Source organism: Streptomyces sp. NBC_00670 (genome assembly GCF_036226765.1).
Classification (GTDB): Bacteria; Actinomycetota; Actinomycetes; order Streptomycetales; family Streptomycetaceae; genus Streptomyces.
Window position 1 is genome coordinate 1 of record NZ_CP109017.1, and the last position, 14,554, is coordinate 14,554.

General features: G+C 67.7%; 8 protein-coding genes and 1 pseudogene. 3 read left to right on the forward strand and 6 right to left on the reverse strand.

The window, feature by feature from the left end:
* Positions 1-389 precede the first annotated feature (389 nt).
* Together OIE12_RS00005 and OIE12_RS00010 are read left to right on the forward strand one after the other, a co-directional pair.
* A complete protein-coding gene (locus OIE12_RS00005) occupies positions 390-1,070 on the forward strand; it encodes a hypothetical protein (protein ID WP_329130292.1) in 681 nt (226 codons plus the stop codon).
* A 60-nt stretch (positions 1,071-1,130) separates the two neighbouring features.
* Positions 1,131-3,788: a DEAD/DEAH box helicase gene (locus OIE12_RS00010; RefSeq protein ID WP_329130294.1), complete on the forward strand. Its 2,658-nt coding sequence runs from the start codon at positions 1,131-1,133 to the stop codon at positions 3,786-3,788.
* Between the two features lie 94 nt (positions 3,789-3,882).
* Here the strand turns inward: OIE12_RS00010 and OIE12_RS00015 are convergent, their stop codons facing one another.
* From OIE12_RS00015 to OIE12_RS00030, 4 genes and pseudogenes are all read right to left on the reverse strand, one after another.
* Positions 3,883-5,172 carry an IS256 family transposase gene (locus OIE12_RS00015; protein WP_329130296.1) on the reverse strand — a complete coding sequence of 430 codons (1,290 nt, stop codon included), beginning with the start codon at positions 5,170-5,172 and terminating at the stop codon, positions 3,883-3,885.
* Between the two features lie 60 nt (positions 5,173-5,232).
* The gene (locus tag OIE12_RS00020; protein WP_329130298.1) at positions 5,233-5,793 is read right to left on the reverse strand and encodes a DUF6262 family protein; all 561 of its coding nucleotides are present in this window, start codon (positions 5,791-5,793) and stop codon (positions 5,233-5,235) included.
* Entirely contained in the window at positions 5,790-8,297 is a 2,508-nt protein-coding gene (locus OIE12_RS00025; protein ID WP_329130300.1) for a tyrosine-type recombinase/integrase, read from the reverse strand. The genes OIE12_RS00020 and OIE12_RS00025 overlap by 4 nt, the downstream gene beginning before the upstream one ends.
* A gap of 59 nt (positions 8,298-8,356) precedes the next feature.
* A pseudogene (locus OIE12_RS00030) lies at positions 8,357-8,950 on the reverse strand (tyrosine-type recombinase/integrase); the annotation flags it as partial.
* Between OIE12_RS00030 and OIE12_RS00035 the strand changes: the two are divergent.
* Positions 8,931-9,137 carry a hypothetical protein gene (locus OIE12_RS00035; RefSeq protein WP_329130302.1) on the forward strand — a complete coding sequence of 69 codons (207 nt, stop codon included), beginning with the start codon at positions 8,931-8,933 and terminating at the stop codon, positions 9,135-9,137. The pseudogene OIE12_RS00030 and the gene OIE12_RS00035 sit on opposite strands and share 20 nt — an antisense overlap.
* A gap of 672 nt (positions 9,138-9,809) precedes the next feature.
* On the opposite strand, the gene OIE12_RS00040 is transcribed toward OIE12_RS00035, so the two are convergent.
* Entirely contained in the window at positions 9,810-13,433 is a 3,624-nt protein-coding gene (locus tag OIE12_RS00040; protein ID WP_329130304.1) for a hypothetical protein, read from the reverse strand.
* Positions 13,433-14,521 (reverse strand): IS630 family transposase, encoded by a 1,089-nt coding sequence (locus OIE12_RS00045; protein ID WP_329130307.1) that lies wholly within the window; start codon positions 14,519-14,521, stop codon positions 13,433-13,435. The genes OIE12_RS00040 and OIE12_RS00045 overlap by 1 nt, the downstream gene beginning before the upstream one ends.
* Positions 14,522-14,554 lie beyond the last annotated feature (33 nt).

The window sequence follows — 14,554 nt, forward strand, 5'->3', positions numbered from 1 at the left end:
GCGAACAACCGTGCTGCGCACGGTTGTTGCGCTCCCGCTCCGCGGGAGCGCTGGCGGGACGCTACGCGTCCCGCACAACCCCGCTGCTGCGCAGCCGGGTTGACGCTCCGTCCGCTGCGCTCCCGGAGCAGCAGGACTTCGTCCTGGACCCGGCCCTCCGCTGGCGCTCCAGGCCGGCCGGGCAGGTCCGCTGCGCTCCCCCGCCCTCAACGCCCCTTCCGGCTGCGCCTCCAGTCCCCTCAGGCCCGCTGGCGCGGGCCTGGCTGGCTGCGAGGAGGGGTGGCCGCTCGTTCGTGTCGAGTTTCAGAGTAGTGCATGCTTCCTTTTGATGCAGCATGTAGAGTTGGGGAAAACCAGTCACACCCTCAAGGCTGTTTGAGCTCGACAGGGTGAGCAAAGTCGATGAGGTGAATCGAGTGACGATCAGGGAAAAGATTCCTGATGGGCTTACGCGCAGGGCTCAATATTTCGTCCGAATCCACGGTTACCGGATTCCTGATCCCGGTGTGGAGCAGCACCGGGCCCGGTGGCTGGAGCACGGAATCCCGTCAGCAGAGATTGACCGTGCTGTGGCGTATCAGGAAATCTGGGGCGGGATAGCCCTCCCTCCGTCTCCGCACTACGACGGCGGGCCCAGTTCGCTGAGTGCGGACGTTCCTGAGGGGGCGGAGGCGGAGGGCTGGTGGTTCGGGGCCGGGCTGCAGCGCACCGCGCTTCCCTACGCCTTCATGATTGGTCCCGAGGGGGAGTTCGGTATACATGCCGGCACTTGGGTGCCTCTGCATGGCAGCATCGAGGGATGGGTGGAGTCGGTGGCCCTCGCCGATCATGCCCGCCGGTGTGCCCGCACTGTCACTACGGTGACCGGTGAAGCCGTGGAGGCGCTGCAACTCGACGGCTTCGAACCGGTCTTGGAGGTTGCCGGACGCGCAGACACCTGGTGGCGAGGAGCTGACTCTCTTGTGGCCGTCTACCGCGGGGAAGCTGAGTGCATGTTGGCACCGCAATGCCGAACTGCAACGGTCTACTCCGGGCTCGATGAATGGGGCCTCGAAGGACTCGGCGCTTAAAAGCTCACCTGCCATCGATGAGACATCGGGCTGCAACACCGCTCTCGGCAAGAGGAACTGATGACAGTACAGTTTGGAATTCAGAGAATCGCGCTCAGAGAACACCAGGTAGATGCGACTGCGCGTATCCGTAAATGGGTCGGATTCCCTGCAAGGTCCTCTGTGCCCGCGGAAGGGGCGCGCGCCACAGTGGTGTCCGCCACGGGGTCCGGCAAGACGATCACGGCCGCGTGGGCTGCGCTGGAGTGCTTCCGCGGCGGGCGGATCCTCGTCATGGTCCCCACCCTCGATCTGCTCGTGCAGACCGCCCAGGCGTGGCGGAGGGTCGGTCACAACGGGCCGATGGTCGCGGTGTGCTCGCTGGAGAAGGACGACGTCCTGGAGCAGCTGGGCGTACGGACCACCACGAACGCGATCCAGTTGGCGCTGTGGGCGGGGCATGGGCCGGTGGTCGTGTTCGCCACGTACGCCTCCCTCGTGGACCGCGACGACCCGGAGGGCGCGTTGGGTCAGCGGAAGGTCCGCGGGCCGCTGGAGGCCGCTCTGGCAGGCGGAGAGCGGCTGTACGGACAGACGATGGCCCCGTTCGGCCTCGCCGTCGTCGACGAAGCCCACTCAACCACCGGCGATCTTGGGCGGCCGTGGGCGGCGATCCACGACAACACCCGTATCCCGGCGGCCTTCCGGCTCTACCTCACCGCCACCCCCCGCATCCTCGCCTCACCCCGGCCGCAGAAGGGCAGGGACGGCCAGGAGCTGGAGATCGCCACCATGGCGTCCGACCCGGACGGCCCGTACGGCGAGTGGATCTACGAACTCGGACTGTCCGAGGCGATCGAACGCGGCATCCTCGCCGGATTCGAGATCGACGTGCTGGAGATCCACGACCCCTCCCCCATCCAGGCACTATCAGAGGAGGCGCAGCGGGGCCGGCGCCTCGCGCTGCTGCAGACGGCGCTCCTGGAGCACGCCGCCGCGCGGAACCTGCGCACCGTTATGACCTTCCACCAGCGGGTGGAGGAGGCGATGGCGTTCGCGGAGAAGATGCCGCAGACGGCCGCCGAGCTGTACGCGGCCGAGGTCTCCGACGATGTTCTGGCCGACGCGGACTTGCTGCCGAAGTCGTCGATCGACGCGGAGTTCTACCAGCTGGAGGCAGGCCGCCACGTACCCCCGGACCGGGTCTGGTCGGCATGGCTGTGCGGTGACCACCTCGTCGCCGAACGTCGGGAGGTCCTGCGCCAGTTCGCCGACGGCCTCGATGCCAGCAACAAGCGCGTGCACCGGGCGTTCCTGGCCAGCGTGCGGGTCCTGGGCGAGGGCGTCGACATCGTCGGCGAACGCGGTGTGGAGGCGATCTGCTTCGCCGACACCCGTGGCTCCCAGGTGGAGATCGTCCAGAACATCGGCCGGGCACTGCGACCGAACCCCGACGGCACGGCCAAGACCGCCAGGATCATCGTGCCCGTCTTCCTCCAGCCCGGCGAAGACCCGACCGACATGGTCGCCTCCGCCTCGTTCGCACCCCTAGTAGCCGTCCTCCAAGGCCTGCGCTCGCACTCGGAACGCCTCGTCGAACAGCTCGCCAGCAGGGCGCTGAGCAGCGGGCAGCGGCATGTACACGTGAAGCGGGACGAGGAAGGGCGCATCATCGGCACCACGGCCGAAGGAGAAGGCGGGCAGGACGAGACCGAGGGCCCGGTGGAGTCAGCACTGCTGCACTTCTCTACCCCGAGGGACGCGGCGACGATCGCGGCGTTCCTGCGCACCCGGGTGTACCGGCCGGAGTCCCTGGTCTGGCTGGAGGGCTACCAGGCCCTGCTGCGCTGGCGGAAGGACAACCACATCACCGGCCTGTTCGCCGTCCCCTACGACACCGAGACCGAGGCCGGCGTCAGCAAGGCGTTCCCGCTGGGGCGTTGGGTCCACCAGCAGCGGCGCGTGTACCGTGCGGGCGAACTCGACGACCACCGCAAGGAACTCCTCGACGAAGCCGGAATGGTGTGGGAACCCGGCGAGGAAGCATGGGAGAACAAACTGGCGGTTCTCCGCTCGTACAGGCGGGCGCACGGCCACCTCGCCCCCCGACGTGACGCCGTATGGGGCACCGCCGACAGTGAACTGGCTCCGGTCGGGGAGCACATGGCCAACCTCCGCCGCACCCACGGCCTCGGCAAGAACCCCGAACGCGCTACGGTGCGGGCGGCGCAGCTGGCCGCGATCGACCCCGACTGGAACTGCCCCTGGCCCCTGGACTGGCAGCGCCACTACCGCGTCCTCGCCGACCTCACCGCCGACGAACCCGACGGCATCCTCCCAGCCATCGAGCCCGGAGTGCTCTTCGAAGGCGACGACCTCGGACGATGGCTCCAGCGACAGACCCGCGAGTGGTCCCAACTCACCGAGGAACAGCAGCGGAGACTCTCAAGCCTGGGAGTGACACCCGCCGAACAGCCCGCACCAGCCACCACGGACGGCGGGAAGGCATCCGGGAAAGCATCAGCCTTCCAGCGCGGCCTGACCGCCCTCGCGCAGTGGGTCCAGCGCGAGGGTGCCCACAAGGCAGTGCCGAGGGGGCACGTCGAAGCCGTCGTCATCGACGGCCAGGAACACCAGCACAAGCTCGGCGTATGGATCTCCAACACCAAGACCCGCCGCGACAAACTCACCCACGACCAGCGCACCGCACTCGCCGAACTCGGAGTCGAGTGGGCTTAGCAGCAGGGTCTGTCGGGTTGCTGAAGCGTGGCGTGTCCTGCGGGGTGCCTGGACCGGGTCTGTCAAATGAACGGTGTAACCAGGGTGGGTTGGGTTACTGGCGGGCTGCTGAGAGTCGGCCGTCGAAGGTGATGTCGAAGGCGTTCAATGCGGTCTTCCAGCGCATGGTCCAGCGGGTCTGGCCCTTGCCCGTGGGATCGAGGGACATGGTCGCCATGTAGACGCACTTCAACGCGGCTTGCTCGTTGGGGAAGTGTCCGCGAGCCTTGACCACCCGGCGGATCCTGGCGTTCACCGACTCGATCGCGTTCGTCGTGCACACGATGCGGCGGATCTCGGTGTCGAACCGCAGGAACGGGGTGAACTCTTCCCAGGCGTTCTCCCACAGCTTCACGATCGCCGGATACTTCCTGCCCCAGGCGTCGACGAACTCCGCGAACCGCTCCAGGGCCGCGTCCTCGGTCGGGGCGGTGCAGACGGGCTTGAGGAGGCGGGCGATCTTGTCCCAGTCCTGGCGGGCGGCATAGCGGAAGGAGTTCCGCAGCAGATGGACCACACAGGTCTGCACGATGGTGCGGGGCCAGACCGTTTCCACCGCCTCGGGCAGGCCCCTGAGCCCGTCGCAGACCAGCATCAGCACATCGTTCACGCCGCGGTTCTTGATCTCAGTGAGGATGTGCAGCCAGTGCTTGGCGCCCTCGCCGCCGTCGCCGGCCCACAGCCCGAGGATCTCGCGTCGCCCCTCGGCGGTGACGGCCAGGGCCACATAGATCGGCCGGTTGGCGACCGCGCCGTCGCGGATCTTCACGTGGATGGCGTCGATGAAGACCACCGGATAAACGACGTCGAGCGGCCGGTTCTGCCACTCGGCCATGCCGTCCAGGACCTTGTCCGTGATCGTGGAGATGGTCTGCCGGGAGACCTCCGCCCCATAGACCTCCGCGAGATGGGCCTGGACCTCACCGGTGGTCAGGCCCTTGGCGGCCAGCGAGATGACCATCTCGTCGACACCGGTCAGGCGCTTCTGCCGCTTCTTTACGATCTTCGGTTCGAACGAGCCGTCCCGGTCGCGGGGCACGGCTATCTCCACAGGTCCCACCTCGGTCAGCACGGTCTTGGAGCGTTTGCCGTTGCGGGAGTTGCCGCCGTTCTTGCCCGCCGGATCGTGCTTGTCATAGCCGAGGTGGTCGGTGATCTCGCCCTCGAGAGCGGACTCCAGCAGCCGCTTGGTCAGCTGCTGCAGCAGCCCGCCCTCACCTGTCAGCTGCAGCCCCTCCGCCTGGGCCCGGCTCACCAGCTCGTCGATCAGCTGGTCGTCCACGGCCTTCGCCGACACAGCCGCTGCCGACTCGACAGCCTGCTCGGCCACGTTCTCACTGGTCATCGATGCATCTTCCATGATCGGGAGTTACACCGAACGATTTACAGTCCCCCTGGACCCGCCTCAGCGGTTGGTGTTCTCCTCTCGGATCATCCGTCGGAGGCTGGTGCGTGCTGCCGCCAGGTCTGTTTCCAGGGTGCCCACGCGGGCCTGGAGCCGGTGGTTGTCGTCGGTGGCCTGCTGGAGGCTGTCTTCGAGCCGTTGGTTGTTCCGGATGAGTTCGTCGACGCGTTCGGTCAGGTGCCCGGTGTCGAGGGCGTGGAGTTGCTGCCCGAGCTGGTGCTGGATGGCCTTCCTCATCCGGTCTCTGTCTTCCCTCAGGGTCCGGATCTCCTGCCTGGCGAGCTTGAGTTCTGTGCGCAGCGTGGCGGTGGTGCTGCGGGTGCGGGCGGGCGAGGGGGTGGTGGGGTGCTGGCGTTGTTGCGCGGCTTCGATGTGCTCGCGGATGCCTTCGGTGTAGGTGAGCCATGTGGAGACGCCGGCGGTGCGGGCGACCGCGGTGTGAGTGATCTTCTTGCCCTGTTGTTCCAGGGTGGTGAGTGCGGTCAGGGCTCGCTGGCGTTTGTCGAGGCTGGTGCGGCGGCGGGCCTGGGCGAGGGTGTGCGGGTTGCCGCGGGGGTTCATGCCGGGTCGGTCCTGGAGACGACGGTGAGCGGTAGGAGGGTGTGGGTGTTGCCGGCTCGGGCTTTGCGCAGGATGGTGCTGGCCTCCTCGATCTCCTGGCGTTGTGCGGCGGGGAGGGCGGCGAGGCGGCGCTGCATACGGTCGGTGACCTGCTCGTAGGCGGAGATCTGGGCGGTGAAGGCGGTGATGACGAATTCGGCGGCGTCCATAGCCTGGGCTGTTTCGCGGTCGGCGCGCAGTTCGTTGATGTGCTGTTCGATCGCCGGAAGGTAGGACGGGTCGGGGCGGTAGAAACCGCAGCCGGCGCACTGGAAGCGGATGGGGCAGGAGCTGCCTGCGGCTTTGACGTTGCTGGGTTCGGTGCATCCGCCGTAGGGGACGGCGACGGAGCGCAGTTCGTAGGCGGTCTCGGAGCTGGGGCTGGGGTGGCCGTGGTTGTCGACGACGTGGGCGGCGAGCTTGGTGACGGCGTCGCGTTTTCGTTTCAGGGAGACGGTGTAGTAGCGCTGGGTGGTGCTGACGGACTTGTGGTCCATCAGTTCGCGCAGGACGTCGAGGGGGGTTCCGGCGTCGGCGTGGCGTTGTGCGTAGGAGTGGCGGAAGGCGTAGGCGTAGATGAGGGAGCGGTCGAAGGGCAGCGGGTTGCCCTGTGTGTCGGTACCTTCGCCGTGCAGGTGGGGGATGGAGTCGACCCAGTGGCGCAGGGTCTCGCCGAGGTAGCTGGTGTGCAGGTAGGGGCGGGTGGCGAGGTGCGTGAGGGCGGGGAAGAGGTAGTCGGCGCCGGTGGGCGGGAGGCTGGTCTGGAGCTGTTCTCGGCGTTCGTTCCAGGTACGGATGGCCTGAGCGGTGGACGTGGTGATGGGCAGGCGCCTGCGGTGGCGGCGGGCCTTGTGGTTGTTCCAGACCAGGGAGATCTGGTCGTTGCGGGTCTCCAGGCAGTCGCGGGGCAGGGAAAGGACTTCCAGGGGCCGCCGCCCGGTGTCTCTGAGCAGGATGTACAGCGTGCGGTACATCAGCTTCAGGTCGTCGGGAGCGAGGGTGCGCTGGCCGCGGGCCCGGCCCTGGCCGAGAAGGTGGACGTGGGCGTCGAGCTGGCGGATCACCGGTTCGGGGATCGCCTTGCCGATCTCGTCCTCGTTGGCCTCCTGTTCGGGGATGCGGTGGAGGGCGGGGTCACGGACGAAGGCGGCCGAGAGGTCGTCCGCGGCTCCGGAGCGGCGGCCGTAGTCGATCAGGGCAAAGAAGTGACTGGCGATGGACATGCGGTAGTTCCAGCCGGCCGGCTCGCCGTCCCGTTTCAGTGCGGTGCGGATCGCGTCGACCACGGCGGTGACGTCGTCGTAGCGCAAGCCTGCGGGGTCGTCGGTTCCCGGGCGCTGCGCGAGGGCCCGGGAGGCGAGCTCCACGCCGCGCAGCGTGCGGGCGAACTCGTCCGCTCCCGGGCGCTGCTGGACGGTCCAGGTGCGCAGCAGGCCGCGCAGCCACGGCTGCCGGATGGTGCGCAGATCAACGGTCTTGGGCTGCCGGATACCGGCCGGGGTGCGGGAGCGCTGGCCGAGCGCACGCAGATCCAGGACGTCGTCCTGTGCCGGCGCGGTGCCGGTGTACTGCGCATGGCCCGCCCGGACTGCCGTACGCACGCGGCCGAGCATCCGCAGGACCGCGACAGTGGAGCGCGGGCACATCTGCTGGTCCGTGATGCCGCCGATGAGCGTGCCGGTCTCAGCCAGGTCCCGCACCATGCGGCGGACCTGCGGGGGTTCGAAGATCCGCAGCCACGGGTCCACCTGTTGCAGACCGTAGAGGACCTCCCAGCGCAGCAGTTCGGGCAGCGGCAGGAGACTGAACTGGTGCGGGGCAAGATACGGGGGCTGCTGCGCCGCCCACGGCGCCACGGCCGCGTCCGGGTGAGTGCGTCGGTGCTCACGGAAACGCTGCGCATGATGCCGGCACAGGCCCCGGCCGTACAGGCCCGGCAGCGGGCAGGCGGGAGCCGGGCAGGCAGGGGTATCGGCATACGGGACGGCCGTGTCCTCCCACCGGCTGGCGGTCTTGCGGGTGGAGTGGGTTTTCCACTGGGTGTAGTGCGTGGCGCACAGTTCCTTGCAGTGGCGGGGCCGGACACAGCGCTGCCCGTCCTTCGTGAAACTGCACGGCTCCGGAACACCGCCGAAGGCAACCCGGTTACGCACCGGCACGAAGGCCCGCGCGAACTCCGCGTCGGGCAGCGGCGACCGTTTCCGCTCCTCCTTGCAGAAAGGGCAGAAGATGTTGGCCGGTGAGACCACGGTGTCGCATGCCTCCGTACGGCACAGTGCAACCGAGCTGCGCGGCTCGTGGACACTGCCGGTGAACAGCCAGCAGTCCTGCCGCCATTCACTCGCCCGCCAGGCGGGATCGAGATGACCTCGCAGCCACGCAGCCCATCCCCCGCTGTCGAGATCCCCCGCGTCTTCGGAGCGCGGTGCGGGCATCCGCGACAGTGCGGACGAGATGCTGCACATCGACGCTCCTTCAGGGAACCGACACGTTCGACCGCCGCCCGCGCCTCGGCGTCGTCGACGTGCCGGTAGCGCTCCATCGACAACGGCGAGGCGTGGCCCAGGAGCCGCTGCACCACATCGCGGTCGACGCCGTCACGCAGCCAGCGGGTCGCCGCCGAGTGACGCAGCATGTGCGGACGGCACGCCTGCCCGAGAGCGCGCGCCAGCCGGTCGAACATCTCCTTGGCATTCGGGTACGACATCGCCCGCCCCAGCGGCGCACGGAACAGATTCACGAACACCATCTCCGACTCCACAGCCTCGGCCACATCGTCGCGTTCGTACTGGTAGTCGGTATACAGCGCGACCAGATCGGCGGTGACCGGCACGAAGCGGTGATGCCGGGACTTCGCCAGGACACCGTTGGGGTTGTCCATACGGCGGCGGACATGCACGTGCGGACCCTCCACGCCGCAGCCCACCACGCGGGAGGAGGCCAGCAGATGCATATCGCCGCGGTGCAGCCCGAGCGCCTCACCGATCCGCAGCCCCGTACACGCCAGCAGCGCGATCAGGAAACGGTCCCGGGCACTCGGCGCCGCAGCGATCATCCGGCGGATCTGCTCATCGCTGAGGTCCTCATAGCCCGGCTCGGTGACCTTGAAGCGGAACACGGCCGCCTCGACCTGGCGCCGCTGGCCCGATTCGCCGGTATCGAAGCCGGGCGGGGTGAAGCGCAGCAACTTCGGCTGGGACAGCAACGCCGTCGTAGCGGCCGGCACCCAGCCGTGCACGGCGCCGAACCGCAGGAACTCCCCCACCACCGTCATGACCGCGTTCGCCGTCCCCCGCGACCGGTAACGGACAGCACCGGGCCGCACCTGGTCGGCCCGGTGCTGGACAGGCGTCTCGATCAGCCACCGCTGCAGCCCGGCCAGATCCAGGAAGCCGGGAGTCCGCCAGTCCAGCCCCCGCATCCGGCAGTAACTCAAATACAGAGCGACCCGCCCCGCATATGCTCGCTCGGTGTTCGGCGAACACCCCCGCGCCCGCAACGAAGCCAGGAACGCCACCGCCTCGGTGTGCAGATCGAACGAACCGGCGTCGACCACCACCCACCGCACCACACCGGTTACCGGAGAAACAGCACGCTCCGCCACAAAGTCGACATCCACGTGACAAACACAACCACCAGGCCCAGCGATGCGTACCGCACTCCGCCCAGCACCATCCCCGCAGGTGAGAGCCAGAACAAACGTCCCTCATCTCTGGCTCTCCCTCAGATAATTCTCGGCAAGGCCAGAGCCAGGGATTCGGGTCACGTCCCGCCGAGTGGTGTAGGCGGTCAGCCTTCGCGGCTTCGCAGGTCGCAGCGGTGATGGGCCTGGCTCCCGGACGCCGAGCGGTCCATGCCTTCCTACCGGCTCGCGCGACGGCGCGGGTCGTTGCCGCGCCGGCCGCCAACGGGCCATCCGGACCGGCGCCGTCCGGATGGCTACACCACTCGGCGGGACGCCATCGGGATTCGTCGGGTCAGCGCTCGTTTTCCAAAGCCGCGTTCAACCCGTAGGCGCCTGCTTGCGAGAGTCTGTCGATGATGTCCAGGCATCGGATCCGTTGGGACCTCGGGCTTTGGCGGTAGAGGCGGAGGACCGCCGAGACCAGGTAGTGGCCGTCCGCTGCTCGGTGGGTTCTCAGGTCGCCGAGGTCTTTGCCCGCGTGCTGGACGATGCGCTCGCAGGCGTCAATAGCCACGGCGGGAAGGGGGCCGGTGTGGTCGTAGAGAGCGAAGGCCAGGTGTTCGAGGTGGTCGGGGAACGCGTCGCTATCGAGGAAAGCACTGACGAGTTCGTCGGCTTGCGCAGAAAGCAGGTCGAATGCCTGCCGCATGCCCTGGGAGGCGTTCTTTCGCACGTCAGTGTCGTTGTCGTTGAACAGCGGGACAAGGTGCGGGTAGTGGTCGATGTTGTTGGCGAAGACTGCTGCCGCCCCACGGCGGGCTAGGGCGTTGAGTTCGTGCGTGCTGTTCGGGAGGTCTGGGGTGAGGCATCCCTGGATGGTGGCAACAGCCCAGGACTGGCCAGTGAGGTCGGCCGTATCGCCCGGCCCTTGGAGGGCCCGGGCGAGGTGGGCAGCGAAACGTGAGGGTTCACGGACCAGTGTGTTGATGAGCAGCCGTTGGGTGGTGGTGGCGTTGTAGACGTTGGTGTCCTGGTGGTTCAGGAGTTGTTCAGTGGTGTCCAGCGCAATCTGAGGATCATGGTGCATCAGGGCCAGCGCGGCCTGGGCGGCACAGACTCGTACAGCGAGCACGGGGTCGTTGGCGAGGCGGGTGACTAGGGGCGTCAAGGCGTGCAGGTGCTCACTGCCGTGGAAGAGCAGGGCGGCAACGGTGAGCGCTGCCTGGCCGCGGGTGGCGTTCATGCCGGCGGTCAGCAGATCCGTTCGGGTTCCCTCGGCATCGGCGTCGCGGATGTCCTGCTCGGGGTGGGGATCCGTGGTGTAGCTGTCGAGGGCTGGCAGCGAAGCAGCAGTGAAGTTCTGCGGAGCCGACTGCAGGGCGCGGCAGATTGTGGGCGCGGCGGCGGGGCCGAGGGTCCGGTGGGTGTGGAGAGCCAACTGCTCCCAGCGGTCGGCGTCCAGATGAGGCGTGACCGCCTCCACGATCGCGCACAGGTAGGCGGCCGGTGCGTCGGGGCCAAGCGTGAAGGCGAAGTTGGTAAAGCGCTCGGGTTCCTGTTGCGCGCGGCTGCTCAGCGTCTGGGCCAGTTCATGAGCGCCCCCTTGAGGAGGCCAGGGTCGTTCGGGTTGGGGCTGGGCGTACTTGTTCAGGGCTCGGTGCCACTGTTCATTGGTCATGTGCCGGGCCGCATGGTCACTGATCGGCGAGCCGACGAACCCAGTCTGGATTGGTGTCGGTGGCGACGGGATCTGGCCAGGGAACTTGCGTTCCCATTCGTCGAGTCGGCGGCGTCCGGCGGCACTACGGCGCGAGGGACAGATCGCCGACAGCAACTCGTACTGGCTCCAGCCCCAGGCGCTGCGCTGCCCCTTCTGCCGTCGGTGTTCCCACGCCGGGTAGAAGTCGAGCAGCTTCGCGGTCAGACGTTCCAACGTCTCGTCACTGCAGTGGGGCGTGGTTGCCTCGATGAGTTCACGCGAGGCCCAGCGCGCGCTGCTCAGCCAGCCCAGGCGCAGATTGCGTTCATCGCTCAGGAGCCAGGCGATCGCTTCGTCTGCCTGGTTCATGACGGCGTAGACACGGCAGGTGAGGAAGCGCAGCTCTTGAACCGGTGAGGGAGTCAGTTGCTGCAAGGCGCCCGCTGCGGCGGCCGGGGAGTTGGCAGCCAGGGAGCGCAGTGCTGTGTCGAGGGCGGTCAGCATTGCAGCGTCGACGCCGTGGCCGCCCACAAGGCGGTGAGCCCAACGGCCGCTGGGGGCGTAGGCGTCGGTGCGCCCCGTGCTGCCTGCCGTAGCCACGTCGATGACAAAGGGCAGGACCTGGCTGACGTAGGCTTCCGGTTCGGCCTCCGCGATGCGGGAGAGGACCGTGTCGGCAACCTGCGAATGCGTTGACAAGTGCCCGGATTCGAAGGGGTCACCGGAGCCATCGGCGAGTGCTCGGGCAAGGTGACGCCGCAGATAGGCACCTACAAGACGCGCAGCGGGAGCGGGAGCGGTCTCGGCCAAGCCGTAGAGGAGTGACCAGAAGTCACTGTTCACCGCGATGGGTCCACGCGCCTCGTCCGCATGTCCGCTCTCGATCAGGTCGACGGCGAGGTCGATAAGGCCGGGTGTGAGCGCCCACTCAATCAGCCGCAGAAGCCGCTGTCCCCACTGTGGCGTGGTGCCCACGTAAGGTCGCACAAGCTCCGCAACACGCTCGGGTCGGTGGCGCGCAACGGCCAGCAGTTCAGGGAAGGCAGCATCGGCCCTCTGCGGCGTGCTTAGCCAGCGTTCCCACCTCTGATCGTGGTCGGCGGCGTCGAACCACTGCGGCAGGGCGAGCAGACCTCGTACCTTGCCCGCCACAGGAGCCTGACCCCAAGCGACCGGTTCGACGGCCTTCCAGTCAGGCAGCGCGGCATCGAGCTGCCCAAGGACCGTGATGATCACATCATGCAGGTGCAGGCGGATCCGGTCGGAGCCTAGGAGCCGGGCCACTGTGGCGCGGAAGCGTTCAGGGTCTGTGCCAGCAAGGTGTTCGAGGATCTGCCGGGTCTGAGCGCGACGGAACAGATACTGACCTGAATTGGCCAGGAAATCGTGGATGTCCTCTCCGGCAGAGATGAAGGACCGGGCGAAGAGGAAATCGAAGTACGTATCGTGGAAGAACCCGATCTGTTCCCCGTCGCGCACCAGCACACCGTGCGATTCGAGCACCTTGATGTGCTGGCGGGCGAAACCGTCGAGGAGAGCCATGGGTGCCTGGAGCGTTTCCCGTTCGCTCATGGACGCGCACAGCGTGCCCGTGATCCCCCGCCAGTCCAGCGCGGTGGCCTGTCGCTCGATCTCCTCGCGCCGTTCATCGGTGTAGCGCGCGTACAGCTCCTGCAAAGTCCGATACGAAGCGGCCCGTGCGGAGAGCGACAGCCGGCTGAAGATCGACAGGTGCAACGGAGTTCGCAGCAACTCCAGCGTCACCAGCCCCAGGCTGTCGGGATCCGTCCCGTTGGCGGACAGGACAGCCCGCACCTGTTCCAGGTCCAGGACGCTGAGGGGGAACCGGACTGCCCGAGCGGGGTCTGCGACCAGACGGGACAGCCTCCGGTCGTTATCGATATCAACGGTGCGCGCTACAAGGAGCACCTTGACGTTCGGAGCGATGACCAGCTGCGCAAGTACGTCTTCCACGGCCTCGTAGGCGTCCGACATCCTGCCGTTGTAGGTGCTGACCGCGTCCAGCTGGTCAATCACCAACAGCGCTGGCGCTTCGTCCGCGACCCCGGCCAGCAGCACCGCCGGCGAGTCCGGCAGGGTCATCCTGGTCCCCAGATCCTTGGCCGTCTGCACGCTCGCGTCGGCGCCGTCCATCCGGACCGCGGCCGTCGGCCATCCCTGCTCGGCCAGCCGGACCAGGACGTCGGTGACGACCGCTGACTTACCCAGGCCAGCGCCGCCCTCGCAGACCACGATCTGCGGGCCGTCCTCGGCCACTAGTGTCCTGAGTCGTTAATTCGTGTGCAGTATGCGGCGAGGGTGTCGAGGATGTTGTCGGCGGTCTTCGTCCAGACGAACGGTCTGGGGTTCTTGTTCCACTCGTTGATCCAGCCGCGGATGTCCCGTTCGAGTTCGATGACGCTGCGGTGGGCCGAGCGGCGGAGTTTGCGGGAGGTCAGCTCGGCGAACCAGCGCTCGACGAGGTTGAGCCAGGACGCCGAAGTGGGGGTGAAGTGCAGGTGGAAGCGGGGGTGCCGCAGCAGCCACTTCTTGACCGGTTCGGTCTTGTGGGTGGCGTAGTTGTCCAGGACCAGGTGAAGCTCGAGGTCCTTGGGGACGGCGGCGTCGATGACCTTCAGGAAGCGGAGGAATTCCTGGTGGCGGTGGCGGCGGTAGTGCTGGGCGATGACCGAGCCGGAGGCGATGTCCAGGGCGGCGAACAGGCTGGTCGTGCCGTGCCGGACGTAGTCATGGGTCATCTTCGCCGGCACGGTCGGCGCCATCGGCAGCACCGGCTGGGTCCGGTCCAGGGCCTGTATCTGCGACTTCTCGTCCACCGCCAGGACCAGGGCGTTCTCCGGCGGCGAGAGGTAGATGCCGACCACGTCGCGGACCTTGGTCACGAACTGCGGATCGGTCGACAGCTTCCACGTCTCCACGATGTGGGGCTTGAGGCCGAAAGCCCGCCAGATCCGCGAGACCGCCGACTGCGACATGCCTGCCGACTGGGCCATGGAACGCGTCGACCAGTGCGAATCACCCGTCGGCGGCGTCTGGCCGAGCGTCCTGGCGACCAGGGCTTCGACCTGCTCGTCCGTGATCTTCCGCGGTGCACCCGAACGCGGCCGGTCCACCAGGCCCTCCAGCCGGTCCGCGGCGAACCGGGACCGCCACTTGCGCACCGTCTCCCGCGAGATGCCCAGGTCCTGCGCGACCTCCGCGTTCGGCCGACCCTCCGCACATGCCAGCACGATCCTCGACCGCATCACCAGCGCCTGCGACGCAGTCTGCTTGCGCAACCAGCCCCGCAGCACCCTGCGTTCGTGATCGGACAGCTCCAGCGGCAACGGCTTCGGACCAGGCATCGCCACACTCTACAACCGCACGCGAACTAACGA